The sequence below is a fragment of the Thermoleptolyngbya sp. PKUAC-SCTB121 genome (genome assembly GCF_016919485.1).
GTDB lineage: Bacteria > Cyanobacteriota > Cyanobacteriia > Elainellales > Elainellaceae > Thermoleptolyngbya > Thermoleptolyngbya sichuanensis.
Window position 1 is genome coordinate 2,880,099 of sequence record NZ_CP070366.1, and the last position, 26,895, is coordinate 2,906,993.

Sequence of the window (26,895 nt, forward strand, 5' to 3'; positions counted from 1 at the left end):
TCCAGGTCTAGAAACTGCACTAGAAGCTGGCTCATAAGTTAGTCTCTCTATTCTTTGCTTCTTTGCTGGGGCTAGTAGAGCGTCTGAACCATCCAGTTTACGTTTCCTGTTCGATTCAAGATTGTTCAACGGAGTCTCGCATTCATGGCAACCGCAAACACCACAGCTAAAACGACGAAACCGCTGTTTACCGCAGATATGGTGCGAACCTATCTGCACGAAATTGGTCGGGTGCCGCTGCTGACCCATGAGCAGGAGATTGTCTATGGCAAGCAGGTGCAGCAGATGATGGCACTCCTGGAGGCGAAAGAGGCTCTGGCCAACAAGCTGGAGCGGGAGCCTTCGCTGGCAGAGTGGGCAGCCGAGGTCAATCTGACGGAAGCCGAGTTGAGCCAAGCCCTGCGCGTGGGTCAGCGGGCAAAGCAAAAGATGATTGAGGCGAACCTGCGCCTGGTGGTGGCGATCGCCAAGAAGTATCAGAAGCGCAACCTGGAATTCCTGGATCTGATCCAGGAGGGCACGCTGGGTCTGGAGCGCGGCGTGGAGAAATTTGACCCCACGCGGGGCTACAAGTTTTCGACCTACGCCTACTGGTGGATTCGTCAGGCCATTACGCGGGCGATCGCCCAGCAGGCCCGCACCATCCGCCTGCCCATCCACATCACCGAAAAGCTCAACAAGATCAAAAAGGTGCAGCGCGAACTGACGCAGGAATTGGGCCGTGCGCCTACGCCCGCAGACATCGCCGCAGCACTGGAGCTAGAGCCAGGACAAATCCGTGAATTCTTGCTGATGGCGCGTCAGCCCGTGTCGCTAGATCTCAAAGTCGGCGACAACCAGGACACCGAACTGCAAGACCTGCTAGAAGACGACGGCGCATCGCCTGAAACCTTCACAGTGCAGGAATCGCTGCGGCAAGACATCCAAAACCTGTTGGCGGAGCTAACGCCTCAGCAGCGGGAGGTGCTGGTGCTGCGGTTTGGGCTAGAAGACGGCAATGAGCTATCGCTGGCAAAAGTGGGGCAGCGGATGAACATCAGCCGTGAGCGCGTGCGTCAGCTTGAGCGGCAGGCGCTGGATCACCTGCGTCGCCGCAAAGTCAACGTTCGTGGATATTTGGCCAGTTAATTCCAGCCAGTTCGTCAAACTGTCCTTTCTTCCCGTTTGTTTAACTGGATGCATGGGATGAATAGAGGTGGAGCGGTGCATACCCCCTCCACCTCTATTTCATAGGTGATGATGTGAGGGTCAGACGAGGAGGTTTTTTTCTAAGCCTTCTGCGCTGCCTCAGGGTCATCATTTTTTGCTGCATGTTTTGCTGTATGAATGCCCCAGCAAGCGGTGATTAAGATCACCTACTTGGGTGAGCGAATCGGGTGATTTGCCTCCTACTCTCGCTCTATAAAGTAAGGCCATAGCGGTTCAGCGGTTCAGATTCTCTCGCAAGGTTACGCACAGCTTCCGTCATCTCATTCCCAGGCTCGATCTCATCATCCTGTGGACTGGGCTAGGCTTCACTCAAGACTTCCGGCGCGGCTTCTAAAAATGTTCAGTAGTGAACTTTTCTAAAAAGTTTTGCAATTTTTTGAAGCGAAATCTGGAATTTGAATCCTTGGCGGTGTAGCTGTTCGGAGAGACGGTGGACGTTTCAAACTCTCGAAATTAGCCCCCTTTTCTTCAAGAGTTGTGAAGCCCATCCAAAGCGTTAAATCGAAGCTCGTAAGCTCTATCTAGGCAGCAAAATAGGCAGCGAACTATAGAGCGAATTTCTAATTGTAAATCTTCTATCTAATCTTTAGTTTTGTGAAGGAGGACTGCCAATGCTGAACTTGACTAACCGTTTCCCCCAAACGTCGCAGTCCCTTTGGAATCGTTTTGAAAAGCCCTTTACGGCGCTGTTTTTAACATTAGGACTGGCGGCTGCGGCACTGGCTCCAGCCCATGGTCTCGAAGCATCCCGGCTGACGCAAGCAAGCGCTGCAACGGTTGCCCGCTTGGAAGGTGCAATTAGCCAGCGGTTTCCCAATGGCGTTTATTTGTATGGACAGTCTCAGCAGCCCGACCAGCTTGGCTCCGCCTACATGGTGTTTGAAGTCAGCGAGAATCAAGTGGTAGGCGCGTTCTATATGCCCCATTCCTCCTTTGATTGCTTTTATGGCGAGGTGCAAGCCCAGGAACTAGCGCTAAACGTGATTGATTCCTACGAGCAAACGGTTCATCCCTACTCGGTGGCGCTTCAAGCGAATGCGTCGGTCGCGGCGACAGGCGGAGAGGCGATCGCCCCTCTGAACCTGGAAGGATTTCACCAGCTTTCTGCACTGAGCGAAAACGACCAGCGCATTCTCAACACCTGCAAGATTAGCCCTGAGCGTGTGAATTAGAAAAAAGAAGAACGAAAAGAGAAGAACGAAGAGGGAAGAATGGTTTTTTCGTTCTTCGTTCTTCTCTTTTCGTTCTTTAAAAGTTCGTTCTTCTCTCTTCTTTTTTCAAAACACCGTTCCATCACTTTGAATCGAGATCGGAGGATCGCCGCCCGGACGCAGCTCGGCGGCGATTTTTCGGCCGGCTGCCCAGGTTCCGCCTTCCAGGACTTTCACGAGCGGCAGTTCGGTGACGCTGAGGCCGAGTTCGGTACGGATGGCATCGGCAATTTGGTCGAGCAGAACCAGCGTGAGCGATCGCCATTCCACAATCACCTCAGAACTGGGCAGGTGCGGCCCACGCAGTACGTCAGCGTGCTTTGGCTCCAGCAGCCCCAGGTCTACGCAGAGGCCGCCGTTGCGATATTCTGCCAGACCCGTAAGCTGGTCAAGCTGCGTGATTTCTAGCCCCAGGTCTTGCAGCGGCTCCAGCAGGGAATAGGTGAGCCACTGCGACAGCTTGTGGAACGGCACGAGGTTTGCCCCCGGCTCAGCGCTGGACAGAGCAGAGTGCGGCCAAACATCGCCCAGGTTAACGCCCTCTAGCGTGATGCGGCCGGGCCAGATGTCGCCGAGTCCTTGCAGCACGGCCATCAGCACGGTGGGCGCGGGCAACTGGCGATCCTCGGCTTGGGCCAACAGGTAGTCCACCAGGTTGCCCGGTCGGGGCGTTTGAGTGCCAAAGAATTCTGGCTTTTGGGCAAGGGTGTGGCCCAACTGTTGCAGCAGGGCCACGCGCCCCGCCAGCCCGATTAGCGGATTGTCTGGGGTGACCTGGAACGCTTGAGCCAGATCGGACTCGGTGATCTGCTGGAGGGCGGCGGCGGTTGCCTGGAGGGGAGCAGCGCGATCGCCCGAAAATGCGCCCTCGCAGAACATCCAAAAGCTTGCCACCGCCAGCCCTTCTGACCGCTGAAACACCTGACCGCTGCTGGCTTCGCGATAGCGCCACACCGCACCCGCCCCCGCATCCAGCAGCACGCTGAGAATCACCAGATCGAACTTGGCCCGCGCCTGGGCCACCGGATCAAGCCTCGCCAGCCGCGCCTGCAACTCGGCCGCCCGATCGACCTTGCCCACGCCAAAATGTCGCCAGCGGCTATGAAACGGCACGTTTAGGTCGGGATAGTGTTCCCGCATCACCCGCAGCACATAGTCGGCCGTGGGCTGGAGGCGATCGCCCCGATAGCGAAAGTGCGTTAGTTTGTCGGCGCGGGCCAGCTCAAAAAGCTGCTGAGTGCGATCGCGAATCGCCTGGGGACTCTGGAGGTAGATAGCGGTGGACATGATGGAACCCGTAGAGGCAAATGCAGACAAGCGTTTAGCCCCCTCAGCTTAACTGTTATCGCAGCCCAAGAAATACCCATCCAGCAAGAACACCTCCTCGCCGCTGCAAGTGTGTCAGAATTTATAACTGCTGCTGTTCTGGATTTTTGCCCATGTTGACCACTACGCCGATTGCCGAGTTGCCCTTTTTGGGCGAAGAGGTCGCCGCCGACTATGACACGGCGCGGGTCGTGATTTTGCCGATTCCCTACGAGGCGACGACGACCTATCGCAAGGGCTGCGAACACGGCCCGGCGGCGATTTTGGAAGCGTCGCATCAGGTGGAATATTACGACGAGGAGCTAGAGCGGGAGATGTGGCCCGTCGGCGTGTATACCCACGGGGCGATCGCCGATACGCGCAGCGGCCCAGTGTCTGCCGAAGCCATGCTGAAGGTCGTTGAGGACACCACCGCCCAACTCATTGCCGACGGCAAGTTCGTCATCGGGCTGGGCGGCGAACATAGCATCACGACGGGTCTGGTGCGGGCTTATCGAGCCGCGTCTACGGAGTCGTTTACGGTGGTGCAAATCGATGCCCACGGCGACCTCCGCCACGAATACGAAGGCTCGATCCACAACCACGCCTGCATTATGCGTCGGGTGGTGGACATGGGTCTTCCTACGGTGCAAATCGGCATCCGCAGCATTTGCAAAGAAGAAGCGAATTTAATTAAGGAAAAAAATCTGACCGTATTTCGAGCGCGAGAAATCGCCACCCAGCCCGACTGGGCCGAACGGGCGCTGGCCGCCATCCCCACCCGCAACGTCTTTCTCACCATCGACCTAGACGGCATTGACCCGACGCTGATCCCCGGCGTGGGCACACCCGAACCCGGCGGGCTGAACTGGTATTCCCTGCTGGGCTACTTGCGGTCGGTGTTTGAGCATCACCACGTCCTCGGCGCAGACATTATGGAGCTTGCGCCCGTTAGCGAGTCGGTGGTGTCGGAATTTACCGCCGCCAAGCTAGCCTACAAGCTGATTGGCTATCAGGCGATCGCCCAGGGTTGGAGCTAGGTCAAAATGCAGTCCCCCGACCCGTCGCCCCCGTCTATCCCCACAGATGCGATCGCCGAAGATGCCGCCGCGCCGGGGTTTATCTCACCAGCGGTTCCCCCCAGCGTATGGCAGCGCCATTTTGCAGGCGCACCGCTGCGGCTGGGCGTGCTGGCCTCTGGCAGTGGGTCAAACTTTGAGGCGATCGCCCAGTCCATTTCCCAGCGCCAGCTCAACGCCCAAATCCAGGTGATGATCTACAACAATCCCCAGGCCGGGGCAGCGGAGCGGGCGAAACGACTGGGCATTCCAGCAGAACTGCTGAACCATCGACAGTTTCCCAGCCGCGAAGCCCTGGATCAAGCCATCATCGACCAACTCAAGCGCTATGACGTGGAATGGGTGATCATGGCGGGCTGGATGCGCGTGGTGACAGACGTGCTGATCACCGCCTTTCCCGACCGCATTTTGAACCTGCACCCCAGCCTGCTGCCCAGCTTTCCGGGGGCCCGCGCCGTCGAACAAGCCCTCGCCGCCGGGGTCAAGGTGACGGGCTGCACCGTCCACTACGTCCGCCTGGAAGTAGACCGCGGCCCAATCATCATGCAAGCCGCCGTGCCCATCCTGCCCCACGACACCCCCGACACCCTGCACCAGCGGATTCAGGTGCAGGAGCATCGTATCTTTCCGAGGGCGATCGCGCTGGCGAGCAGCGGCGAGGAGAAAAACGAAGAAGGAAGAAGGAAGAGGGAAGAACGAAGAACGAAGAACGAAGAATAGAAGAACGAAGAGGGAAGGGCAGATCTTCGGTTTTCGTTCTTCGTTTTTCATTTTTTTCTTTACGGGAGAAGAACGGATTTTTCGGTTCTCTGTGCAAGGGAAAAGCGATTTTTCGTTTTTCGTTCTTCGTTCTTCGTTTTTCATTTTTTCTTTACGGGAGAAGAACGGATTTTTCGGTTCTCTGTGCAAGGGAAAAGCGATTTTTCGTTTTTCGTTCTTCATTTTTGTTCGTGTCCTTAGTTTTTCGCCACCTCGATCTGACAACCGCTGAAACCCTTACAGCATGGTTGCTCTTGATTGGTCATTTTGAGAGTGGCGAATAAATTGAGACACTAACGATTTTTCGGTTTTCTGTGTAAGGGAAAAGCAATTTTTCGTTCTTTGTTCTTCACTTTTCGCTCTTCGTTTTTCACTCTTCTTTTTTCCCAAACGTTTCAGTCCCCTTCCGGGAAAATGGGCTTGAAAGAATAGCCGTCAAGCAGATCGTGAACTAGCGCAAGCTATTGTTTCAGCCCCCTTGCGGGGAAATGGGCTTGAAAGATTTAGCCCACGACTCTTATCGCAGTAGTAAAGCTTTGGATGTTTCAGTCCCCTTGCGGGGAAATGGGCTTGAAAGATACATTTCGGTGCCTGGCACCACCCAGCGGGCCCGCAGTTTCAGTCCCCTTGCGGGGAAATGGGCTTGAAAGTGCTACATTAGCATACTTCAAAATAGACGCATCCTTGGTGTTTCAGTCCCCTTGCGGGGAAATGGGCTTGAAAGGTTTTTATTGGCGTGGTTCCAGGCTCAGGAACCCTCAAAGTGCAAGTTTCAGTCCCCTTGCGGGGAAATGGGCTTGAAAGATTGTTGTATATCCAAAATCCCATATTCCATTTTTGAAGATGGGTTTCAGTCCCCTTGCGGGGAAATGGGCTTGAAAGTACTGCTCAACTTTGGCGTCTCCCACCAGATGAAACACCTGGCAGTCGTGTTTCAGTCCCCTTGCGGGGAAATGGGCTTGAAAGTTATAGGCTTAGAGTTAGAGTATGACTTCAGATCTAAAGCTGGTTTCAGTCCCCTTGCGGGGAAATGGGCTTGAAAGTTCAACGACAAAAATAAAGACATGCGCAGAGTCAGAAGTTAGGGTTTCAGTCCCCTTGCGGGGAAATGGGCTTGAAAGCAATTACTTGGTTCTCGTTAATTATCTTGCGGGATAGTTTCAGTCCCCTTGCGGGGAAATGGGCTTGAAAGTAGTCAGACAGCATATGTAAACTTCTTTCTAGTAAGCTGTTTCAGTCCCCTTGCGGGGAAATGGGCTTGAAAGCATTATCGTTGTAGCCAAGATTTAGCTTGTCTTTTAGTTTCAGTCCCCTTGCGGGGAAATGGGCTTGAAAGAAAAATGACGATTCACAGTTTTGACTACAAAATCCAACCCGGGTTTCAGTCCCCTTGCGGGGAAATGGGCTTGAAAGAAAGAAATAATAAATTACTTGGATAGTAAAGATGAGGTTTCAGTCCCCTTGCGGGGAAATGGGCTTGAAAGTAACGAGGGTATAGATGAGCTACGAAAAGGAATAAAGAAGTTTCAGTCCCCTTGCGGGGAAATGGGCTTGAAAGTAGAGAGTCGTCCAGGAGGTCGAGAACAAGTTACATAGTTTCAGTCCCCTTGCGGGGAAATGGGCTTGAAAGACCTTTTGCTCCTGCTACTACAACAACTACTCGTCGTCGTTTCAGTCCCCTTGCGGGGAAATGGGCTTGAAAGTAAAGCAATAGCTGTTTCAAATAATACATTAGCAATTGGTTTCAGTCCCCTTGCGGGGAAATGGGCTTGAAAGAATAATAATAATAACAGTACTAATCAAGCAGACACGTGACGTTTCAGTCCCCTTGCGGGGAAATGGGCTTGAAAGCCTATAACTATGTGTCTAATCATTAAAAAACCAAGTAATAGGTTTCAGTCCCCTTGCGGGGAAATGGGCTTGAAAGATTTTGTAAATACTTAGATCAACATGAGTTTATTATTGCTGATCGTTTCAGTCCCCTTGCGGGGAAATGGGCTTGAAAGCTTGAACTATAGCTTTAAATCCTGTTCTCTCATAAAGTTTCAGTCCCCTTGCGGGGAAATGGGCTTGAAAGCTGTAGATGTACCACTAGACAGTTGTTATCTGTTTTGGGTGTTTCAGTCCCCTTGCGGGGAAATGGGCTTGAAAGACCATCATTGGAAAGAGCAAAAGTAAAAGCTTTATTGTTTCAGTCCCCTTGCGGGGAAATGGGCTTGAAAGTCCGGAAGCCATTTTAGTCTTTTATATTCTGGCAAGTTTCAGTCCCCTTGCGGGGAAATGGGCTTGAAAGATTTCTATTAGATATGAAACTCAAGTAGAAACAGTGTTTCAGTCCCCTTGCGGGGAAATGGGCTTGAAAGTAGTTCGTTAAGCGGATCTCAAATGAAAGTTATGGGGTTTCAGTCCCCTTGCGGGGAAATGGGCTTGAAAGCCCTGAAGGTACATCTATCAAGATTGCGTCCTATGGGCTTGTTTCAGTCCCCTTGCGGGGAAATGGGCTTGAAAGTTCAACTGAGAGATGATATTTGTCTTGTAGGTCAAAACGGTTTCAGTCCCCTTGCGGGGAAATGGGCTTGAAAGTTGGCTCAGCTTCAGCCTCAAATGATACCAAAGAAGAAGGTTTCAGTCCCCTTGCGGGGAAATGGGCTTGAAAGTAGAATAGCTGCTATCTTGCCTTGTACACTTTTAGATGAAGATAGTTTCAGTCCCCTTGCGGGGAAATGGGCTTGAAAGGACATCTAACACCATAGAACTCCATAGCAGCAGTAGCAAATACAGTTTCAGTCCCCTTGCGGGGAAATGGGCTTGAAAGAAAATTGAGCAACTCTTTGAGGTCAACAAACCCGCCAGGTTTCAGTCCCCTTGCGGGGAAATGGGCTTGAAAGTCGATTCCAAACAAAGGATTTAAGCATGTAAAATGTTTCAGTCCCCTTGCGGGGAAATGGGCTTGAAAGATTTATCTTGCCTACTCACAACCTAGTAACCTTAGCTAGTTTCAGTCCCCTTGCGGGGAAATGGGCTTGAAAGATTTGCGTAAAGCGACCCTTTTTGGTCGAAGGGTGTTTCAGTCCCCTTGCGGGGAAATGGGCTTGAAAGTCAGTCGCGGGGACGCGGGTGCCGTCCGGCAATACCCGATCCCAGCCTGTTTCAGTCCCCTTGCGGGGAAATGGGCTTGAAAGGAACTAGAATACGATTTCAGATACAGAACTACGGCAAAGTTTCAGTCCCCTTGCGGGGAAATGGGCTTGAAAGTGCAGATTTCCATTCTCAATGTATAGAATTTAATAACATGTTTCAGTCCCCTTGCGGGGAAATGGGCTTGAAAGCCCGCAGTTTAAAAGCTGCTGTGGTTTTTTTATCTCTTGTTTCAGTCCCCTTGCGGGGAAATGGGCTTGAAAGTTTTTAGTCGCAAGATCCCACCCTTCATCGTCAAGTGTTTCAGTCCCCTTGCGGGGAAATGGGCTTGAAAGAAAGGACATCGGCTACGTTCCAATTTCCAATCCCCCGTTTCAGTCCCCTTGCGGGGAAATGGGCTTGAAAGAGTAGGCTGCCTTTTATTTTATTCCCAGGACACTACATCGTTTCAGTCCCCTTGCGGGGAAATGGGCTTGAAAGTCGGGCAGCATTCAGTAGGATTGCTGATCTAAATCAAGGAGTTTCAGTCCCCTTGCGGGGAAATGGGCTTGAAAGTATTGCCTTCAGTTATTTCTACAGATAAACGAGTTTCAGTCCCCTTGCGGGGAAATGGGCTTGAAAGGCTAGCTTTGTTTCAAGGAAATTTTTATACCCAAACAGTTTCAGTCCCCTTGCGGGGAAATGGGCTTGAAAGTATAACGAATTCATAAAAGCCAATAAGAATAAAAAGTTTCAGTCCCCTTGCGGGGAAATGGGCTTGAAAGTCTGCTATTACTTCCCAATCTTTAGTTCTGTCTGCTACGTTTCAGTCCCCTTGCGGGGAAATGGGCTTGAAAGAATTCTTTTGTAGGCAAAAACTACGTAGGGAGAGTCTTGTTTCAGTCCCCTTGCGGGGAAATGGGCTTGAAAGATCTTCTACTTCTTTTTCTTCTTTAGTTTGGGAGGATTGGGTTTCAGTCCCCTTGCGGGGAAATGGGCTTGAAAGTCGAGGATTCTTGCGCGCCCCGTCCGTTATGGGTGTTCCGTTTCAGTCCCCTTGCGGGGAAATGGGCTTGAAAGGCCTTAATGGCGGCGATCGCCAGCATGAAGCCTTTGGTTTCAGTCCCCTTGCGGGGAAATGGGCTTGAAAGTAGCAGATCAACTTCCTATATAAACGAGACAGTATACAGTTTCAGTCCCCTTGCGGGGAAATGGGCTTGAAAGTTCAGATTTTCGACACTGACCTGGAGGTAATTGTTTCAGTCCCCTTGCGGGGAAATGGGCTTGAAAGCTGCGATGACCCCTGGAGGGCTGTCGGGCATGTCGGAAACAGGTTTCAGTCCCCTTGCGGGGAAATGGGCTTGAAAGTCGCGGATAAACAAAGTGGACGGCATTTCAGGGACTCGTTTCAGTCCCCTTGCGGGGAAATGGGCTTGAAAGTTGATGGACGCAGGGGCAATTCAGCCCACCAAAAAGTTTCAGTCCCCTTGCGGGGAAATGGGCTTGAAAGAGTACCGTCTGAAACCTGCTCCTGGCAATGCCTCGTAAGCAGAAATCGATGGTGGTCGTTTTTGGAGTCTAAAAATGAATTTTCCTTCTTAAAACTTTAGCTTTCTAGCGTCTGAGTTGCCCACTGAACAAGGCATCAACGCTGGTCAACGAAGTTATGCGGCTTTCAAGGTTCAGGCGAGATGGGAATATGACGTATCCATACCCGCATCATAGGAGACTGTCGCCAGAAAAGTCAATGAAAGAAACGTTAAACGGAAGAACAAAGAGGGAAGACGGAAGAGCGGGTTTTCGTTCTTCGTTCTTCGTTCTTCGTTCTTCGTTCTTCGTTCTTCGTTCTTCGTTCTTCGTTTTTCCCTCTTCGTTCTTCGTTTTTTCTTCAAGCGACGGGCAGCGATCGCCCCTTTGCTCCATCTACCACGTCCTCTGTGGTGGGGAACAGTTTCAGGGCGGCGGGGTGGATGGTGAGGTGAACGAGGGTGCCGGGGGGGAGGGGCGCGGCTCCGCTGGCGGACGAGGTTCGGTCGGCGGGGATGCGGGCATAGAGCTTGTTGCCGCTGGGGGTGAGCAGCGTGTAGCGATAGTCGCGGCCGAGAAACTGGCGATCGCCCACGGTCACCGTTCCCGATGCGCTGGGCTGAATTTGAATGTCTTCAGGACGAATCATCAAATCGGCGGTTTCCCCTTTTGAAAATGCCGGGAAATTGTCTGAAAGGCTCGATTTCAGGTCAAAGCTGCCGATTTCTGTTTCCCAAATTTGCCCATTCCAGCGGGCAGGCAGCACGTTCGCCTGGGTGACAAACTCCGCCACAAAGCGGGAGACGGGCGCTCGATACAGCGCTTCCGGCGGGCCCTGCTGTTCGATTTGCCCGTGCCGCATGACGGCGACCTGATCGGCGATGGCCATCGCTTCTTCCTGGTCGTGGGTGACAAAAACCGCTGTCGTGCCCGTTGCTTTCAAAATGTCCCGCACTTCTTGCCGCAGATATAGCCGCACCTGCACATCCAGATTGCTCAGCGGCTCGTCTAGCAGCACCAGCGACGGGCGCGGGGCCAGGGCGCGGGCCAGGGCGACGCGCTGCTGCTGCCCGCCCGACAGTTCGTGCGGATAGGCGCGTTCATATCCGGTTAATCCAACCAGGGCGATCGCCTCGCTCACTTGTCCCCGCGAGTCGCCTTTCCCCAGCCCAAAGGCAATATTTTCCTGCACTGTGAGATGGGGAAACAGGGCAAAGTCTTGAAACACCATGCCCACCGAGCGCTGTTCCGGCGGCACCATGCCATCTGCATTGGCGACTATTCGGCCGGCGATCGCCACTTCCCCCTGCTGGGGCTGCTCAAAGCCCGCAATCAGTCGCAGCAGCGTCGTTTTGCCACAGCCCGACGGCCCCAGCAGCGCCAAAATTTCACCCGGCTCCAGGTCGAGGCTGACGTTATACACCGTGGGAGCGGGGCGATTGGGAAACTGATGCGTCACCTGCTGAAGCTGCAAAACGGGCGAAGAATTCATGCTGGCGCTCATGGAAGTGCATTATTGAGACTTAGAATCAATTAATATCTTCTCAACAACTCGACAATTCGAGCGGGCAACGCTCAGAAATTCGGGTCAATTCCTTATCATGCCATGAGCTTTGTTGCAAAACCGGCGGACATCGCCGTTTCCAAAAAATTGCATCTTTCTCGCAGTAAGTCCGGGCTAGACCTGTGGACGCTGGCGGTGGGGGCGATCGCCCTGCTGATTGCTGCACCCGTGCTGGTGGTGGCGGCCAGCCTGTTTACGCCTGCCTGGGACGTATGGCAACACCTCGCCGCCACGGTGCTGGGGCGCTACGTGGCGAACTCTCTGGCGCTCATGCTGGGCGTAGGCGCGGGGGTAGTTGTGCTGGGCACGGGCACGGCCTGGCTGGTAACGATGACGCAGTTTCCAGGACGCGGCATTCTCAGTTGGGCGCTGCTGCTGCCGCTGGCCTTTCCCGCCTATCTCCTGGCCTACACCTACACCGAACTGCTGGACTATTATGGCCCGGTGCAAACGGGCCTGCGATCCCTCTTTGGGTTCCAGTCGGCGCAGGACTACTGGTTTCCGCCGATTCGATCCCTGGGCGGGGCGATCGCGCTGCTAGTGCTGACGCTCTATCCCTATGTCTACCTGCTGGCACGGGTGGCCTTTGGGGAACAGTCGGTCTGCACGCTGGAAGCCAGCCGTAGCCTGGGCTGCAACCCCTGGCAGAGCTTTTGGCGGGTGGCGCTGCCGCTGGCCCGGCCGGCGATCGCCGCTGGCACGGCCCTGGCGCTGATGGAAACCCTGGGCGACTTTGGCACGGTGCAATATTTCAGCGTAGACACCTTTACCACGGGCATCTATCGCACCTGGTTTGGCATGGGCGAACGGGCAGCCGCGTCCCAACTGGCGGCGCTGCTGATGCTGTTTGTGCTGGCGCTGATTGTGCTGGAGCAGTGGTTTCGCCGCCAGGGGCGCTATTACCAAAAACGCGGCAAATCCTATAGCCAGAGCCGCTTTCGGCTGGGGGGCTGGCGCAGCGGACTGGCGATCGCCGCCTGCGTAGTTCCCCTGCTGCTGGGCTTTCTGGTTCCCGCCGGACTGCTGCTGCACATGACCCTGCGAAATCTGAACCAGCTTACCGACCCGCGCCTCTGGGGGTTTGCCAAAAACAGCTTCCTGGCAGCAGCGCTGACGGCGGGGCTAGCGGGGGCGATCGCCCTCCTGCTGGCCTACGGCGTGCGGCTGCGTCCCAACGGGTGGATGAACCTGTCGCTGCGAACGTCGGCCCTGGGCTATGCCATTCCCGGCTCGGTGATTGCGGTCGGCGTGCTGGTGCCCCTGGGCGCGTTCGACAACTCTGTCGATGCCTGGATGCAGCGCACCTTTGGCATTTCCACCGGGCTGCTGCTGAGCGGCACGATCGCGGCGCTGGTGTTTGCCTATCTGGTGCGGTTCCTGGCTGTGGCGCTGAATTCGGTCGAGTCGGGTCTGGAGCGAATCAAGCCCAGTCTGGACAATGCCGCGCGATCGCTCGGCGAAAATTCCCTCGGCGTGCTGCAGCGAGTCCATGCGCCCCTGATGGGCGGCAGTCTGCTCAGTGCGGCGCTGCTGGTGTTTGTGGATGTGATGAAGGAACTGCCCGCCACGCTGATCGTGCGCCCGTTTAACTTCGACACGCTGGCGGTGCGGGTCTACCAGCTTGCGTCGGACGAGCGGCTGGCGGAATCTTCAGCGGCGGCGCTGGTGATTGTGGCGGTGGGGCTGGTGCCCGTAATCTTGCTCAGCCAGCAGATTGCCGGGGGCGATCGCAATTAATCGCAGTGAATCACGATGAATCGCGGCGCATCCTGGTGAATCACGATGAATCGTCGCGAGAAAGCAGGTTAAAGCGGGGCGATCGCACTCTAATCGCGCTCTATCAGTTCGCATAGTTCGCAAAAGCCGCTCCATAACCAGACAGAAGGCAGATCTATTTCATTGCGATGGTTGAATACGGTACTCTGTAACAGATATTTATGTAGACACTGAGTGGACTGTCTTGAGGCAATGCAGGTCATCCACTTGCGGTAAAATCAGCCGACAGCGCAATGCTTGCCATAGGGTTCAGTCCAGGCACAAGCGTTGAGGGCGATCGCCCCCTTGAATCGTCCACCTATGTCACCATCACCTCAGTAAGGCGTTAGAGCACTATGTCAGAGCGGAAACGGGCACTGATCACAGGCATCACAGGACAAGACGGGTCATACCTGAGCGAGATGCTCCTAGAGAAGGGATACGAAGTCCACGGCATCATCCGCCGCACCTCCACCTTCAACACCGACCGCATCGACCATATCTACGAAGACCCCCACAACGAAAACGCCCGCCTGTTTCTGCACTACGGCGACCTGACCGACGGCACCACCCTGCGGCGCATCCTCGAACACGTGCAGCCTCACGAAATCTACAACCTAGGCGCACAATCCCACGTGCGCGTCAGCTTCGATGCCCCCGAATACACCGCCGATGCCGTCGGCATGGGCACCCTGCGGCTCCTAGAAGCCCTGCGGGACTACCAGCAGCGCACCGGCAACGAAGTCCGCTTCTACCAAGCAGGCTCCTCCGAAATGTACGGCAAAGTGCAAGCCGTGCCCCAAAGCGAAAGCACCCCCTTCTACCCGCGCAGCCCCTACGCCTGCGCCAAAGTCTACGCCCACTGGCAAACCGTCAACTACCGCGAATCCTACGGCTTATTTGCCTGCAACGGCATCCTGTTCAACCACGAATCTCCCCGCCGGGGCGAAACCTTTGTCACCCGCAAAATCACCCGCGCCGTCGCCCGCATCGTCGCCGGTCAGCAAAAGAAACTCTACATGGGCAACCTAGATGCCAAACGGGACTGGGGCTACGCCAAAGACTACGTGCAAGCCATGTGGCTAATGCTGCAACAAGACCAGCCCGACGACTATGTCGTTGCCACTGGCGAAACCCACGAAGTGAGAGAATTCCTGGAACTCGCCTTTGGTTACGTCAACCTCAACTGGCAAGACTACGTCGAGTTCGACGAACGCTACCTGCGCCCCGCCGAAGTTGACCTGCTGATTGGCGACCCCACCAAAGCCAAGACCCAACTCGGCTGGCAGCCCAGCGTCAGCTTCGAGCAGTTGGTCTACCTGATGGTCGAAGCCGACCTCAAAGCCCTGGGTCTCATCCCCCTCAACGGCAACAGCGCCCAGACCGTCCTCGACCACGCCACCATCCGGCAAGCCGCAGGCACAAGCGCAACGCCCTAGGGAAAGAACGAAGAGGGAAAAACGAAAAACGAAAAACGAAAAACGAAAAACGAAAACCCGCTCTTCCCTCTTCCCTCTTCCCTCTTCCCTCTTCCCTCTTCCCTCTTCCCTCTTCCCTCTTCCCTCTTTCCCCTATGCCCCTCTCCTTCTCCAACCAACGAATTCTCGTCACGGGCGGTGCCGGATTCCTCGGCAAGCAGGTGGTGAACCAACTCATCCACGCGGGTGCCGACCCCGCCAAGATTACGGTGCCCCGCTCTCGCGACTATGACCTGACGCAGATGGAGGCGTGCCGTCGCGCCGTTGACCAGCAAGACATTGTGATTCATCTCGCAGCCCATGTCGGCGGCATCGGGCTGAATCGGGAAAAGCCTGCGGAACTGTTCTACGACAACCTGATGATGGGGGCGCAACTGATTCATGCTGCCTATGAAGCGGGGGTGAAGAAGTTTACCTGTGTGGGCACGATTTGCGCCTATCCCAAGTTCACGCCTGTGCCGTTCAAGGAAGATGACCTGTGGAATGGCTACCCGGAGGAGACCAATGCTCCCTATGGGGTGGCGAAGAAGGCGCTGTTGGTGCAGCTTCAGGCGTATCGTCAGCAGTATGGGTTTGATGGCATTTACCTGCTGCCGGTGAATCTGTATGGACCGGAGGATAATTTTGACCCGCGCAGTTCTCATGTGATTCCGGCGCTGATTCGCAAGGTGCATGAGGCGCAGTTGCGCGGGGAGAGGACGATTCCGGTGTGGGGGGATGGTTCGCCGACGCGGGAGTTTCTCTATTCCACCGATGCGGCGCGGGGGATTGTGATGGGGACGCAGTTCTATGCGGAGCCGGAGCCTGTGAATTTGGGGACGGGCTATGAGATTTCTATCAAGGATCTGATTACGCTGATTTGTGAACTGATGGACTATGACGGGGAACTGGTTTGGGAGACTGATAAGCCCAATGGGCAGCCCCGCAGGTGTCTCGATACGCAGCGGGCTAAGGATAAGTTTGGCTTTACCGCAGAGGTGGAGTTCCGCCAAGGCTTGAACAATACGATCGAGTGGTATCGGCAGCACGCGGCGTAGGCAGGGAGCCGCAGGGAGCCTTAAGGCCAGCCGCCGACACCCCTCTGCGTGAAGACCAGGAAACGGGGGGCGATCGCCCTCTCAAATCTCCCGTAATTTCACAGAACCGTTGATTCGGCTCGCTGGGCTAGGGTCTGAACTGGAAGCTCATAGTGGGTGCGTCTGCCTATCCCACTCCTTCCAATCAGTCACCCCAACCTTATGCCAACCGATCATCAGCACGTCCCTAAGCACACTCTCCATTGCCCTAGTGTGGCGATCGCCCCTTGTCCGTCGTCTGAGAATCGTTTCCCGCAGTCTTTTCTGCTTGCCCCATTCACCCGCTGTGCTGCCCGCGTTGCCAGTCTGACCGTTGGACTGTTTCCCCTGTGGCTGGCGATCGCCCTGCCTGCCCAGGCCACCGTCTCGGCCTCTGTGGGGGAGTCCGTCGAGTTTTCCTGCCAGGACTCAGAATCCGTTGTGCGGCAAAAGGGTGGCCCCGTGGTCACGATCGGGCGATCGCGCATCTACATTGGCTATCGCCAGGTGTCTGCCAACAACAAAAACCCGATCGTTGTCCGGTTTAACCGGGGGCAGCGGGCCTGGTGCCGCGCAGATTACGAAATCACAGCCGACGATGGCGAAGGCTATGGGCTGGTGTGGGACGGCAGCAGTGCCCTCTATGCCGTGTTCAGCGCCACCGGAACCCAGGGCACTGCCAGCCAGGACTATCGCCGCTTTACCCGTCAGGGCTGGCTGACCAGCTACGGCAGCGGTGGCGGCCCCAAAGTCGCTGTGTTGGCGCGGCTCAACCCCACCAACGGCGCACCCACCGCCGGGACGTTTCTGACCGCTCAACTCAGCAACGGGCGCAGCAACTCGCTAGAAGTCACCGGCCTTTCCTGGACAGGTTCGCGGCTCGTCGTCACCGCCAACTCGTGGTTTTCGCCCCGCCGTGCCAATCGCCAGCCCATGAGTTGCAGCGGTTCGTCGCCCTTTTTCTATCGAGTCGTGTTTTCGGGAGATCTGCGCCAGGTCTTTCGCGCCCAGAGCGATCGCTGCTCATAGGGCTTCCGGTTCAGGTTGTGTGCGTCGCCCATGACCTGAACCGTTTCTCAATACGCCATTTCTCAATACGCCATTTCTTAATACATCGTTTGCATCAACTGTTTGCGATAGCTGCGGGTCAGCGGGTGGTCGTCGCCCAGCAGGTCGAACAGCACGATCATCGCCTTGCGGGCCCCGTCCTGCCGAAACTTGCGATCGCCCGCCACGATCTCCAGAAAGCCTGCAAACGCCGCTTCGTAATTGCCTTCCAGGGCGTGCTGCTCTGCTTGCCGATATTTCGTCTCCAGTTCGCCCGGTTCCGCAGGACTGGCCAAGTCTCGGTGAAACGCGATCAGCCCGCGCACCGCCTGCGCCCGCCGAAACAGGTCTTTATCCCGCTCAGGAATCGGCGACAGCAGCTTCTCTGCCGACTCGATTTGCCCCTGGCTGACCAAAAATTCTGCCGCCTCCAGCATCAGCCGTGCATCGGTCGGGTAAGCCTGAATCAGGTCTGTGAATCGTTGCTTCACCTGGTTTACATCGCCCGCAGCCCGCGCCGCCCGAATCTCTGCCAGCCCTTGCTCCAGCGCCGAGTGCAAATTCAGCTTGCCCAATAGCTCGCGCAACTGCGGTTCTGGCAGCACGCCGACAAAGCCATTCTGCATTGCGCCATCCACCACAATCCGCACATCCGGCACGCCTTCTACACCGTAGGCATTGGCCAGGTCAGGATTTTGGTCAATATCCACCTTTGCCAGCACGAAATCGTACTCTTGCAACAGCTTTTCTAGCATCGGCTTGAGCAACTGGCAGGGTCCACACCAGGTGGCGAAAAAATCCACCAGCACTGGTTTTTCGTAGGATTTTTGCGTCACTTCTTGCGCGAAGTTGGCTGCCGTAATGTCAACAGAAGTGCCCATAAGCAAGCGGTTGAGAGAATGGTAGGGTGTTGAAAGTGCATCTTCTCGCCCTATCATGCCTGAGAATGGAGCCATGACCGAGCAACCTTATGTTTTTTTAGCAGGTGCTAGCCGGGGCGTGGGGTTCGAGCTGGCGCGTTGGCTATTGCAGCGGGGCATTCCCACCCAGGCGCTGCTGCGGCTGCCGCCCGATACCGATGGAACACCCTCGCCTGCGCAGGCAGAGTTGGAGTCTCTGGGTGCGGCGATCGCCATTGGGGATGCGCTGGATGCCGAGGCGGTCAACCGTGCTATGCAGGGGCCACCCTTCAACGCGCCACCCTGGGCAGTGGTCAGCACAATTGGCGGCATCGGGCCAGACGGGCGGCGGGCTGATTTTTTGGGCAACAAGGTGCTGATCGACGCGGCCGTGCAGGCGGGGGTGCGGAAATTTGTGTTGGTGTCGTCCATTGGTGCGGGCAAAAGCGCGATCGCCCTGCCGCCGCAAGTGCTGCAAACCTTGGGGCCAGTCTTGGCAGAGAAAGAGCAGGCAGAGGAATACCTGATGGCCAGCGGGCTGACCTATACGGTTGTGCGTCCTGGCGGACTAAAGTCGGAACCCGCCACAGGCAACGCAGTGCTAACGCCGGATGTGGCGATCGCTGGCAGTATCCACCGGGCTGATGTGGCCGATTTGGTGGGGCGCTGTTTGTTTTCCGAACGGGTCAACGGCTGCATCCTGTCGGCTGTCGATCGAGGTCTGCTCTATGGCAAGACCGCGTTTGAGGTCGTGCCTCTGGAGGATGTAAATTTCTGCTCTTGATCCCTGCGCCGAGATATTCCTCCGACTTGTTTTGCTGAATCTGTTAGGACTTCCGCAGTTGGGCGATTTCTCGTGGGCTGGCCCGCGAGAAATCGCCCAAAGCCCAGAAAACTGATCGCAAGTGCGTTAAGTCCTGTCTGTTTTTGAAAGGTGTTTTGCAATTTACATGCGGAAAATCGCGCATTAATCAAGCCCCATTGGAATGAACCTGAAGAACTGATTAATTAGATTGGAGTCATCGGACTGGCGAGTGAAAAGATTTTTTGCAGACTGTGCCTACAAGACTGCTTTCAAAACCTAAAAACGGGCAGCAAGGCTCAAGTTTTGGTTGATTGAATGGTCGCATAAGGGGGCAATTTGGAAAGGGTTTGTTCAGGAGGATTCGCGGTTTTGTCGATTTCAGAGCTAATTTATAAAGAAAATCTAAATAGAGGCAGGCGAACCTGAGGGTGAACTTTAGTCTGAAAGAGATGCTTCTGAAGCCCGCCTATGAGTCGCCTACCGGAAATCGCCAATCCCAAGCGCAAAGCCTATCCCAGTGATATGAGAGATGCAGAATGGAGCGTTTTGCAACCGCTGATACCTGCCGGTAAAGGCTTTGGTCGTCCCCGTGAAGTGGACTTTCGAGAAATCCTCAACGCAATCTTCTACGTGCAGCGTACTGGATGCCAGTGGGAAATGCTACCGCATGACCTTCCCCCGTATACAACGGTGTACTTCTACTTTTGCAAATGGCATCGCAAGGGGATTTGGCAGCAGATGCACGACCAACTCCGAGCAGACCTGCGGCAGAAAATGGGCAGAACCATAGACTCCAGTGTGGCAATTGCTGATTCCCAATCGGTCAAGACCACCGAAAAAAGGGGGGCATCTACGGTTTCGACGGTGGCAAAAAGGTTAAGGGGCGTAAGCGCCACCTCGTTGTAGACTCCCAAGGGCTTTTAATTGGGGTATTAGTCACCGAAGCGAATGCCTCAGAACGGCTTGGAGCCGTGGTCACGCTCGATGAAGCCAGCGATAAACTCTCCCGGCTTGAGGTGGTGTGGGTAGACCAGGGGTATAGCAGCAAGAAGTTTGCCCATGCAGTCCAACAGGTCTGTGGGGAACCTGTCCGCGTAGAAGTCATCAAACGAACCTCCAAGTCGTTTGAAATTCTGCCTAAGCGCTGGATTGTGGAGCGAACTTTTGGCTGGTTGAATCGCTATCGACGCTTGAGCAAAGACTACGAATTGTATTGCGAAATGAGTGAAGCCATGATCTACGGTGCCATGATTCAATTGATGCTCAAGCGCTTGGCAGCTTAGCTACTTTATAAATCAGCTCTCACAGATTTTCGGTAATCTATCTGGGAGGATCTCCGCAAAACTTGCAAAACTATTTACCTGGGTCGGGGTTGCAGATTATCCTGCATAAGGTTGCGCCTGTTTTTTGTGGATTCGGCCCCTTGCTAAGCCGTGTGTGACCCATGTGTGACCCGTGGTGAATGACTACACAGCAATACTTGAGATTCGGTTTGGGATTCTCTGTTTTGAGGGTGTGTTTCAAATAGGCAAAAAAGGGAGAAATTAAGGACTTTGGGTGATGCAGAAGAAGTCCGCACCGTTCAAGGTTTTAGTTTGAAGCTTGGTTTGAAGATAGTTCCTGCTTTGGTTTAGGCTGTTTCCCACTTGCGAGAAGTTATGCGATCGCTCTCAATTTTTTTGTCTGCTACCGTTAGCGTTACCGCCGCCCTGCTCTCTGCCGAAGCCATCCGCGCCGAGGCCAACATTCCCGCCCCGGCATCCCTGGAACCCGCGCCAGAACCTGCACCTGATGGAGGGGAAGCGTCCCAATCCCAATCCCCCTCGATTCGACCCGCATTGGCGCGACGCAGGCAGCGGGCAGATCGAGCCGCCGATTGGGCAACCCTGGCGGCACTGGGAGGGGTTCGACGAGACGCTGCAGGCGAGAGAGACGCAGGTGACCCAGACGGCACAACGGCGATCGCCCAGTCCGCTGAACCCGCAAAGGCGATCGCCCGGCTGGCTGCTGGTGGTCAACGCAATGGCGATCGCCCCTCGCCAGCGGCAACACCAAGCGCAACGCCTCTAGTTGCCCAGACAGTTACCCAGACCGAGCCAGTTCCCTTTCCTCCCGCGACCGATCCTGAACCAGCACCCGCCCCATCCGCCGCGCCTGCTGACATTCCAGCAGTTCCAGCAGAGTCAGAGATGGAGACACGTCCGCTCCAGCCCGTCAGCAATACCTTCACCGATGGCTTTCCAGAAAACCTGGAACCCCATCCCAATCCTTTGCTGTTTCCAACCCGCCCCGAAGAAGTCCGCACCAGCGAACCGCAGCCGATTACGCTCCAACAGGCCATCGAGCTAGCCCGACGCAACAACCGCCAGCTTCAGATTGCAGAACTGGAGCTAGAGCAAGCCCGCGCCCAACTTCGAGAAGCCCGCGCTGCCAACCTGCCCACCGCCCAAATCGGAGCCGACCTGACGTTTACAGAAAATACCGATCGCCCTCAGCCTTCTATCTTCAACCCCAATCCCCCGCAAGAATCAGACATTACGACCAGTTTGGGAGGAAACCTCCGAGTTGACTATGACCTGTTTACCTCTGGGCAGCGATCAGCCACGATTCGTGCGGCTGAAGGTCAGGTGCGATTGCGAGAGCTAGAGGTGGAGCGTCTGTCTGAGCAACTGCGGCTGGATGTCAGCAACGACTTTTACGATGTGCAAGAGGCCGATGAGAACGTCCGGATTGCTCAGGATACGGTACGACAGGCGGAGCAAAGTTTGCGGGACGCACTGGCGCTGGAACAGGCTGGCGTAGGCACTCGGTTTGATGTCTTGCAGGCGCAGGTCGAGTTGGCCAATGCCCAGCAAGAACTGGTGCAAGCGCTGAGTGAGCAGCAGACCAATCGACGGCGACTGGTACGCCGACTGGATCTGTCCCAGACGGTGAATCTGGTGGCGGCTGATGCGGTGACTCCAGCAGAGGATTGGACACTCTCGCTGGAAGAAAGCATCGTGTTGGCTTATAAAAACCGGGCAGAACTGGAGCAGCAGTTGGTGCAGCGAGATGTGGCCCGCCAGCAGCGACGGGCCGCTTTGGCCGCTTTGGGCCCCCAGGTAGCACTATTTGGTCAGTATCAGGTTGAAAATCCTACCAACGATCAAAATCCAGACTTCAGAGATATTTACCAGTTTGGGGTACGGGCTTCGATGACGCTGTTTGATGGGGGGCGAGCTAGGGCGCAGGCCCGTCAGCAGGAGATGAATATGGCGATCGCCGAAGCATCTTTTGCAGACAACCGCGATGCTATTCGGTTGGAAGTGGAGCAAGCCTTCTACTCGCTCCAGGCCAACAGAACCAACATTGCGACTGCTGAAGCGGGCGTGGAACAGGCGCGAGAATCGCTGCGGCTGGCGCGTCTCCGGTTCCAGGCAGGCGTGGGCACCCAAACTGAAGTGCTGCGAGCGCAAACCGACCTGACGCGAGCAGAGGTCAACTTGGTGCGGGCGGTGCTGGGCTACAACCGCTCTCTGGTGACGCTCCAGCGGGCCATCAGCAACCTGCCAGACGGCTTTCTGGCCGAAAATCCCCTGGGTCGGGGCGATCGCATTCGCAATACCCGGTGATCGCTTCGCAATACCCGGTAATCGCCTATTTCCGTCGCCACTCGGCAATATTCCAGGTGTTCAAATCCCACGGAGTCAGGTTTACTCCTGCAAGGCGATCGCCCACTCCTGCGGTTTCTGCGCGATGCACCAAGGGAATGACGGCGATATCGGTCACCAGCAGATCGTTCATCTGAATAAAGATTTGCCGCCGGGCTTCGGGGTCGAGTTCACTGGCCACCTGCTGCCACAGGGCATCGTAGGCGGAGTTGCAGTAGCGCGAAACGTTGTCTTTGGACCAATTGTTGGCTTTTTGGGCGATTTCGCTGCAAAGGTAGGTTTTCATGTAGGAGCCGGGGTCGGGGTTGGTGTTGCCCGTGGTGTACATTTGCAGGTCGGCGTAAAAGTGGCCGGTATTGTCGGGGTTGGTGGGGCTGCTGTCGAAGAAAATGCTGGCATCAATGCTTTTTAGCTCCACCCGAAAGCCGATGGATTCCCACGCCTGCTTCAGGATTTCCTGAGTCTTTTGGCGCAGCGGGTTGACGGAGGTCTGGAACACCAGCTGGAGGGGCACGCCGTTTTTATCGCGGATGCCGTCGCCGTTGGTATCTCTCCAGCCTGCGTCTTCGAGTGCTTGCTGGGCAGCGGTCGGGTCAAACTGGTAGCTGGTGTTGGGGGAACTGAAGGATTCTGGAGCCACCAGGAAATTGGCCGTGGGTTTGCCTGTGCGGCCATAAAGCTGGGTGGCGATCGCCCCTCGATCGATGGCCAGGCTGAGCGCCCGCCGCACTGCGGGGTCTGTCAGAAACGGGTGGGGACGGCTGACGTGCGATCGCTCTCCGTCCACGTCTGCACTGGGATCAGAGAAGTTAATCAAAATTCGCTCCATCAGCGAGCCAAAGTTGGCCACCACTTCGCCCCGCCCCGCCCCCGCCAACTGCTCCAAGATCGGCGCTTCCACTTGCAGGTTATAGGCAAAGTCCACATCGCCCGTTTGCAGCACCGCCCGCGCCGCCGACACCGCATCGCCGCCGCCCTTCAGTTCAACGCGAGAAAACCCCAGCGAGTCTGCCCCGCGATAGTTGGGGTTTGGCTCATAAATCACGACATCACCGGGTTTGAACTCCACCACGCGATAGGGGCCCGTGCCCACAGGCATCAGGTTAGCCGGAGCCTCCCGCGACTGTGCGCCCAGATACTCGGCAAACGAATGCCGGGGCAGCACCATCCCCTCTGTGCCCACGAAGACGTTGCTCCAGGCGGGATTTGGCTCTTTGAAGGTGATTTTGACCGTCGTCTCGTCCAGCGCCTCTACGGACTCGATGATTTCGTAGGTCGCCGCCGAAATCGCCGCCACCTCTGGATTCGTCACAAACTGATGCGTAAACACCACATCCGCCGCTGAAAACGGCTCCCCGTCCGACCATTTCAGCCCCGGCTTCAACTTCCAGGTGACGGAGCGACCGTCTGCCACTACGCCGCCGTTTTCCAGCGTAGGCACGTCTGCCGCCAAGATCGGAATCAGATTCCCCCCAGCATCGTAGCTGGCCAGCGGCTCCAGGGTAATGCGGCTGGCTTCCGAGTCCTTGAAGCCGTTAGACAGGTGCGGATTCAAGATCGTCGGCGCTTGCCAGTAGAGCAGCTTGAGGACGCTGGCCGAGGCATCCGCCGCTGGGCTGGCCGTTGGGCGTTGGGAGGCGGGTGGCGAAGGGTCGCAGGCGATCGCCAGCATCAGGCACAGCAGGGCGCTGCAAACGAACGGCAACAGGCGGCGCTGCCAGCGGTTTAGAAACATGGAGCGGGGGATGGGAAATCGAAGTTTCTACTAGGGAAGCACGGTTTCCGGAGCGCTGTGGTTAAGGTGAATACGCTCCAGGCGCTCAGGCAGAGGCCGGCAGCGCGGTTTGCTTTAGCTCGGTCGGTGAATAGGTCGCCAGTTGCGCTTCGATTTCATCGCGGACGATCGCCCGATAGTCTAGAAAATGCTCTAGGTGGGCGCAGTTGATTAAGTAATGGTCATATACACGGGGGTTGTGGCGCAGGATGGAGAAGAGCTGTCGCCAAAACTGCCAGCGGGTGCTGCGCTTGATGCCCTGCCGCCAGAAGAGGATGAACATGGCGCGGATCTCAATCGGCGTGAGCATGGTCGGTTTTTTCTTGCGGTTGGGGCTGGGGCGCATTTCGATGAAATGGCGATAGACCCGCGCCAGGTAGCGATGCGGGTCATACAGTTCCCAAAAGCAGCGGATATATTCCTGCGCGATGTCTTCGATGGGGCGCGTGGGCACAAAGTTAATCAGCGTGGTCTGGTGAATGCTGGCGGTTTCGTCAGGGTTGATCAGCCGCCCTTCTTTTTCGAGTCGCTGAGACAGCGCTGTGTTGGGCAGGGCTTGCAACATGCTGAATAGCGCCTGGGGGATGGCAGTGGCTTCGACAAAATTAATGATGCGATCGCCCGCCCCCGGTTTCTCTCCATCAAAGCCGATAATGAACCCCGCCATCACCCGCAGCCCAGAGCGGTTAATCGTTTTGACCGCATCAATCAGCGGGTTTCGGGTATTTTGAAACTTCTGCGTCAGCGAGAGGCTATCGGTATCTGGCGTTTCGATGCCCAAAAACACCGCGTTGAAATTTGCCGCAATCATCAGATCCAGCAACTCCTGATCCTGCGCCAGATCCACCGATGCCTCAGTGACAAAGCTAAAGGGATAGTCTCGCTCCTGCATCCAGGGCACTAGTTCCTTTAGCAACAGCTTGACGTTGCGCTTATTGCCAATGAAGTTGTCGTCCACAATGAAAATCGATCGCCGCCAGCCCTGGTCATACAGCGCTTGCAGTTCTGCCAGGAGTTGAGCGGGCGTTTTGGTGCGCGGCTTGCGGCCATATAGCACGATGATGTCGCAGAATTCGCACTGGTAGGGGCATCCGCGCGAAAACTGAATCGACATCTCGCTGTAGTTATCCAGATTCAGCAGGTCAAAGCGCGGAATCGGCGTGGTGGTGACATCGGGCTTATCGCCATTGGCGCGAAAAATGCCGGACGGCTCGCCTCGCTCCAGCGCCTCCACAAACATGGGCAGCGTGATTTCTCCTTCGTCCAGCACCAGGTAGTCTGCGCCCGCTTCCAGTGCGGGTTCGGGAACCGAGGTGACGTAGGGCCCACCCACAGCCACGGGCTTGCCGCGCCGCTTGGCCTCCCGGATTCGATCCAGCAGGTCATCTTTTTGCACGATCATCCCGGAAATAATCACCAGATCCGCCCAATCCCAATCTGCCTCCGTTTCGGGGCCCGCGTTGCGGTCTATCAGGCGAAATTCCCAGGTTTGGGGCAAAATCGCCGCCACGGTGATCAGGCTCAGCGGCGGCAGCGATACCTTTCGGCCAATCAGTTCCAGCGCCTTGTCATAAGACCAGAAAGATTTGGGAAAGAGCGGATAGAGCAATAAAGCACGCATAGCGTTCGGCTTAGGGTGACAGTGCTAGCAGACTGGGAAACTTCAGTTTCCGAAGCTTCCGAGAAGCTTCCAACCGGAGATGGGTCGAAAACCTAGTCGCAGCATACCCCACCTTCTAAATAGGGGACAACCGCAGCCGAAGCAGACTGACTGGAGACTGCCATTGCGTGAACGGTTGAACGCTCTCTCTTGCTTCTATGCCCGCTCCTTCTCGCTGGCTTCTACACAGGCTCGCTTCTACACGGGCTGGCTTCTATACATCATCGTGGGCGAAGCGATTGTAGAGGAAATCCAGCGCGTAGTTCCGCAGTTTGTAATACTCCGGATCTTCCATAATGCGATCGCGATCTCTAGGACGCGCAAAAGGAATCGTGAGGATTTCGTCGATATTCGCAGCCGGGCCGTTGGTCATCATCACCAGGCGATCGGCTAGAAACAGCGCCTCGTCAATGTCGTGGGTGATCATCAGCACAGTGCAGCGATGCCCATTCCAAATGGTCAGCAGTTCCTCCTGCAATTCCTCCTTGGTGATGGCATCCAGTGCGCCAAAGGGTTCATCCAGAATCAGCACTTCGGGGCGCGTGGCTAGGGCGCGGGCGATCGCCACTCGCTGCTTCATCCCGCCCGAAAGCTGCGCTGGAGGCTTGTCTGCCGCGTGCTGCAACCCCACCAGATTGATGTGCCGCTCAATGAGCGATCGCCGTTCCGCCTTGGGAATGTCCGTCAAAATCTCACCCACCGCCAGCGCAATGTTTTCGCGCACGGTCAGCCACGGCAACAGCGAATAGTTTTGAAGCACCACCATGCGATCGGGGCCAGGAGATAGCCAAGGACGGCTTTGGTAGTTTCGGGCGTATCGTTGGCTGCGACAGGGCTAGCTGCTGGCGATGCACCAGAACTCGCAGTGGAGTTAGACGATGGCGTAGTGCAGCCTTTGAGTAAGATTGCGCCGGTCGCTGATACACCAGCGGTGAATAAAAACTTCCGACGAGACAAGCCAGAAAAATGAGACATAGAACCTCCTAAGACGATTGCGAAGA

Annotated in this window: 16 protein-coding genes, 1 pseudogene and 1 CRISPR repeat array; of the genes and pseudogenes, 11 read left to right on the forward strand and 6 right to left on the reverse strand. The window is 55.9% G+C overall.

All coding sequences use genetic code 11. The features are described from left to right. Positions 1-144 precede the first annotated feature (144 nt). Positions 145-1,128, forward strand: coding sequence for an RNA polymerase sigma factor, RpoD/SigA family (locus JTM80_RS11820; RefSeq protein ID WP_172357893.1), 984 nt, complete (start codon positions 145-147; stop codon positions 1,126-1,128). Between the two features lie 692 nt (positions 1,129-1,820). Then, positions 1,821-2,381 carry a hypothetical protein gene (locus JTM80_RS11825; RefSeq protein WP_172357891.1) on the forward strand — a complete coding sequence of 187 codons (561 nt, stop codon included), beginning with the start codon at positions 1,821-1,823 and terminating at the stop codon, positions 2,379-2,381. Positions 2,382-2,486: 105 nt separating this feature from the next. Here the strand turns inward: JTM80_RS11825 and JTM80_RS11830 are convergent, their stop codons facing one another. Next, on the reverse strand, positions 2,487-3,707 hold the full coding sequence (locus JTM80_RS11830; protein WP_172357889.1) for a URC4/urg3 family protein: 1,221 nt from the start codon (positions 3,705-3,707) through the stop codon (positions 2,487-2,489). A 152-nt stretch (positions 3,708-3,859) separates the two neighbouring features. Between JTM80_RS11830 and speB the strand changes: the two genes are divergently transcribed. After that, positions 3,860-4,765, forward strand: coding sequence for an agmatinase (gene speB / locus JTM80_RS11835; RefSeq protein ID WP_172357887.1), 906 nt, complete (start codon positions 3,860-3,862; stop codon positions 4,763-4,765). A 6-nt stretch (positions 4,766-4,771) separates the two neighbouring features. Next, the gene (gene purN, locus JTM80_RS11840) at positions 4,772-5,524 is read left to right on the forward strand and encodes a phosphoribosylglycinamide formyltransferase (RefSeq protein WP_172357885.1); all 753 of its coding nucleotides are present in this window, start codon (positions 4,772-4,774) and stop codon (positions 5,522-5,524) included. 431 nt (positions 5,525-5,955) lie between these two features. After that, positions 5,956-10,190: a CRISPR direct-repeat array (repeat unit 35 nt; unit sequence GTTTCAGTCCCCTTGCGGGGAAATGGGCTTGAAAG). Positions 10,191-10,568: 378 nt separating this feature from the next. Here the strand turns inward: purN and JTM80_RS11845 are convergent. Next, on the reverse strand, positions 10,569-11,699 hold the full coding sequence (locus tag JTM80_RS11845; protein ID WP_205369475.1) for an ABC transporter ATP-binding protein: 1,131 nt from the start codon (positions 11,697-11,699) through the stop codon (positions 10,569-10,571). 114 nt (positions 11,700-11,813) lie between these two features. On the opposite strand from JTM80_RS11845, the gene JTM80_RS11850 reads away from it, so the two are divergent. From JTM80_RS11850 to JTM80_RS11865, 4 genes are all read left to right on the forward strand, one after another. Beyond that, positions 11,814-13,508 carry an iron ABC transporter permease gene (locus tag JTM80_RS11850; RefSeq protein WP_172357881.1) on the forward strand — a complete coding sequence of 565 codons (1,695 nt, stop codon included), beginning with the start codon at positions 11,814-11,816 and terminating at the stop codon, positions 13,506-13,508. 374 nt (positions 13,509-13,882) lie between these two features. Beyond that, positions 13,883-14,965: a GDP-mannose 4,6-dehydratase gene (gene gmd, locus JTM80_RS11855; protein ID WP_172357879.1), complete on the forward strand. Its 1,083-nt coding sequence runs from the start codon at positions 13,883-13,885 to the stop codon at positions 14,963-14,965. A 134-nt stretch (positions 14,966-15,099) separates the two neighbouring features. After that, entirely contained in the window at positions 15,100-16,041 is a 942-nt protein-coding gene (locus JTM80_RS11860) for a GDP-L-fucose synthase (RefSeq protein WP_172357877.1), read from the forward strand. A 201-nt stretch (positions 16,042-16,242) separates the two neighbouring features. After that, positions 16,243-17,088, forward strand: a complete 846-nt coding sequence (locus JTM80_RS11865; RefSeq protein ID WP_205369476.1) for a hypothetical protein — start codon at positions 16,243-16,245, stop codon at positions 17,086-17,088. Between the two features lie 77 nt (positions 17,089-17,165). On the opposite strand, the gene JTM80_RS11870 is transcribed toward JTM80_RS11865, so the two are convergent. Next, complete coding sequence (locus tag JTM80_RS11870; protein WP_172357875.1) at positions 17,166-17,987, reverse strand: tetratricopeptide repeat protein; 822 nt, start codon at positions 17,985-17,987, stop codon at positions 17,166-17,168. 73 nt (positions 17,988-18,060) lie between these two features. Here JTM80_RS11870 and JTM80_RS11875 point away from each other — a divergent pair, with 73 nt between their 5' ends. From JTM80_RS11875 to JTM80_RS11885, 3 genes are all read left to right on the forward strand, one after another. Continuing rightward, positions 18,061-18,789 carry an SDR family oxidoreductase gene (locus JTM80_RS11875; protein ID WP_172357873.1) on the forward strand — a complete coding sequence of 243 codons (729 nt, stop codon included), beginning with the start codon at positions 18,061-18,063 and terminating at the stop codon, positions 18,787-18,789. A gap of 489 nt (positions 18,790-19,278) precedes the next feature. Continuing rightward, positions 19,279-20,093, forward strand: a protein-coding gene (locus JTM80_RS11880) for an IS5 family transposase (RefSeq protein WP_225906616.1) whose coding sequence is annotated in 2 segments (ribosomal slippage) — positions 19,279-19,657 and positions 19,657-20,093 — 816 coding nt in all. Because the reading frame shifts where the segments join, the coding sequence is not laid out codon by codon here. A 375-nt stretch (positions 20,094-20,468) separates the two neighbouring features. Continuing rightward, positions 20,469-22,421 carry a TolC family protein gene (locus JTM80_RS11885; RefSeq protein WP_205369479.1) on the forward strand — a complete coding sequence of 651 codons (1,953 nt, stop codon included), beginning with the start codon at positions 20,469-20,471 and terminating at the stop codon, positions 22,419-22,421. A 25-nt stretch (positions 22,422-22,446) separates the two neighbouring features. Here the strand turns inward: JTM80_RS11885 and JTM80_RS11890 are convergent, their stop codons facing one another. The 3 genes and pseudogenes from JTM80_RS11890 to JTM80_RS11900 form a co-directional block, all read right to left on the reverse strand. Further along, positions 22,447-24,195 carry a peptide ABC transporter substrate-binding protein gene (locus JTM80_RS11890; RefSeq protein ID WP_205369480.1) on the reverse strand — a complete coding sequence of 583 codons (1,749 nt, stop codon included), beginning with the start codon at positions 24,193-24,195 and terminating at the stop codon, positions 22,447-22,449. An 85-nt stretch (positions 24,196-24,280) separates the two neighbouring features. Then, positions 24,281-25,855: a B12-binding domain-containing radical SAM protein gene (locus JTM80_RS11895; protein WP_172357867.1), complete on the reverse strand. Its 1,575-nt coding sequence runs from the start codon at positions 25,853-25,855 to the stop codon at positions 24,281-24,283. A 253-nt stretch (positions 25,856-26,108) separates the two neighbouring features. After that, positions 26,109-26,687, reverse strand: a pseudogene (locus JTM80_RS11900) (nitrate ABC transporter ATP-binding protein); the annotation flags it as partial. Positions 26,688-26,895 lie beyond the last annotated feature (208 nt).

Coding starts and splice junctions, on each gene's coding strand:
- JTM80_RS11820 (WP_172357893.1), top strand. CDS start 145: ATGGCAACCGCAAACACCACAGCTAAAACGACGAAACCGCTGTTTACC.
- JTM80_RS11825 (WP_172357891.1), top strand. CDS start 1,821: ATGCTGAACTTGACTAACCGTTTCCCCCAAACGTCGCAGTCCCTTTGG.
- JTM80_RS11830 (WP_172357889.1), bottom strand. CDS start 3,707: ATGTCCACCGCTATCTACCTCCAGAGTCCCCAGGCGATTCGCGATCGC.
- speB (WP_172357887.1), top strand. CDS start 3,860: ATGTTGACCACTACGCCGATTGCCGAGTTGCCCTTTTTGGGCGAAGAG.
- purN (WP_172357885.1), top strand. CDS start 4,772: ATGCAGTCCCCCGACCCGTCGCCCCCGTCTATCCCCACAGATGCGATC.
- JTM80_RS11845 (WP_205369475.1), bottom strand. CDS start 11,699: ATGAATTCTTCGCCCGTTTTGCAGCTTCAGCAGGTGACGCATCAGTTT.
- JTM80_RS11850 (WP_172357881.1), top strand. CDS start 11,814: ATGAGCTTTGTTGCAAAACCGGCGGACATCGCCGTTTCCAAAAAATTG.
- gmd (WP_172357879.1), top strand. CDS start 13,883: ATGTCAGAGCGGAAACGGGCACTGATCACAGGCATCACAGGACAAGAC.
- JTM80_RS11860 (WP_172357877.1), top strand. CDS start 15,100: ATGCCCCTCTCCTTCTCCAACCAACGAATTCTCGTCACGGGCGGTGCC.
- JTM80_RS11865 (WP_205369476.1), top strand. CDS start 16,243: ATGCCAACCGATCATCAGCACGTCCCTAAGCACACTCTCCATTGCCCT.
- JTM80_RS11870 (WP_172357875.1), bottom strand. CDS start 17,987: ATGGGCACTTCTGTTGACATTACGGCAGCCAACTTCGCGCAAGAAGTG.
- JTM80_RS11875 (WP_172357873.1), top strand. CDS start 18,061: ATGACCGAGCAACCTTATGTTTTTTTAGCAGGTGCTAGCCGGGGCGTG.
- JTM80_RS11885 (WP_205369479.1), top strand. CDS start 20,469: ATGCGATCGCTCTCAATTTTTTTGTCTGCTACCGTTAGCGTTACCGCC.
- JTM80_RS11890 (WP_205369480.1), bottom strand. CDS start 24,195: ATGTTTCTAAACCGCTGGCAGCGCCGCCTGTTGCCGTTCGTTTGCAGC.
- JTM80_RS11895 (WP_172357867.1), bottom strand. CDS start 25,855: ATGCGTGCTTTATTGCTCTATCCGCTCTTTCCCAAATCTTTCTGGTCT.